Source organism: Mesorhizobium sp. M7A.F.Ca.CA.002.15.2.1, from assembly GCF_003998715.1.
Lineage (GTDB): Bacteria > Pseudomonadota > Alphaproteobacteria > Rhizobiales > Rhizobiaceae > Mesorhizobium > Mesorhizobium ciceri.
Map to the genome: position 1 here is coordinate 1 of NZ_RZPI01000998.1, position 1,330 is coordinate 1,330.

Below are 1,330 nucleotides of genomic sequence, written 5' to 3' on the forward strand. Positions count from 1 at the left end.
GTCAGCACCTGCTCGCAGACGCGGTTGACGAGGTTCTCGTCAAAGTCGTCGCCGATCAGCTTCAGCATCATGTCGAGTGCGGCGGTGCCACCGGCGCAGGTGTAGATGTTCTGGTCGATCTCGAAGAGGTCGGCAAAGACATTGGCCTTCGGGAACGCCTCGGAAAAGCCCGGCAGGTTCTCCCAGTGGATGGCGCAGCGCTTGTTGGACAACAGGCCGGCGGCGGCGAGGATATGCGCGCCGGTGCACAGGCCGCCGACGGCGACGCCGCGATTGTATTCCTCGCGCAGCCAGGCGAAGGCGGACTTGTTTTGGTAGCGCTCGACATTGATGCCGCTGCAGACGATGGCCATGTTCGGCCGATCGGGACCTGCCATCTTCTTGCGTTCATCCTCGAGCGACGTGTTGACCGCGCACTCGACTCCGTTCGAGGCGCGCACCGGCTTGCCGTCGATGCTGGCGAGGCGCCATCGATAGGCCTCGTAGCCGAGCATGCGATTGGCCGAGCGCAGCGGGTCGAGCGCGGTCGCAAAGGCGATCATGGTGAAATCGGGAATAAGGAAGAATACAAACGACCGCTTGATCGGATGCTTTACGGCGTTCAAGGGAACCTCACACAGCCATGGCGCGAACAGGATGTCGCGAATAGCATAGCGACATCAGGAAAAACCATGTCTGTCAATCGGCTACGCCGCTACGACAAGATTAAATTTGCGACATGGGTCGCAAATGGGCAATCGGCGTGCAGCGGGGCCCGGAAGTGGCACGAACTGTTCAAGGGACAGGCAGCGTACAGCCTGTGCGCAGAACAAAAACGCCGCTCTGGCTGGAGGCAGGCGGCGTTGCAGTTTTAAAGCAGCGGCAGGGATGCGCTGCCTGGAAAATCTTCAGGCGACGAAGCCGAGGCGCGCCGCATTCATGGCGCCAGTCTGGCCGGGCATGGTGTTGGCGAGACGCTGACGCTCGAGAGCGGTGGTCAGGTTCATTTCGCGGCGGGCAAAGAGGCGGGCAAAAAGCTTCATAATCATCTCCATTCGGTTGCTCAGACGGGTCGCCTTCGCTTGATGGAGTGGGGCAGCTCGTTTGCTGGCGCTGATATAGGCTTGTGTAAGCAGAAACTAAATCGCAAAAGCGAACCGCTTGATATGAAATGCGACATCGATTGCGACAGATTTGGGCAAGGTGCTCAAAATTTACGATCATTTACAAGACATTAAGTGAAAACAGGAGCTGCTATGCGGCTTTCTCATATGCGTCATGCGTTGGCGACATGGCTCCAAAACTCATTTGTATACAAATAAAATAAAGAAGGCCTGCCGGGCGGTTCGCG

The 1,330-nt window shown here is 57.9% G+C and carries 2 protein-coding genes; both read right to left on the reverse strand.

Going from position 1 to position 1,330, the window contains the following annotated elements:
* A partial coding sequence (locus ENZ74_RS31960) for an AraC family transcriptional regulator (RefSeq protein WP_164761414.1) occupies positions 1–605 on the reverse strand: 605 nt, incomplete at its 3' end.
* A gap of 282 nt (positions 606–887) precedes the next feature.
* Positions 888–1,022 (reverse strand): hypothetical protein, encoded by a 135-nt coding sequence (locus ENZ74_RS35770; protein WP_013531161.1) that lies wholly within the window; start codon positions 1,020–1,022, stop codon positions 888–890.
* Positions 1,023–1,330 lie beyond the last annotated feature (308 nt).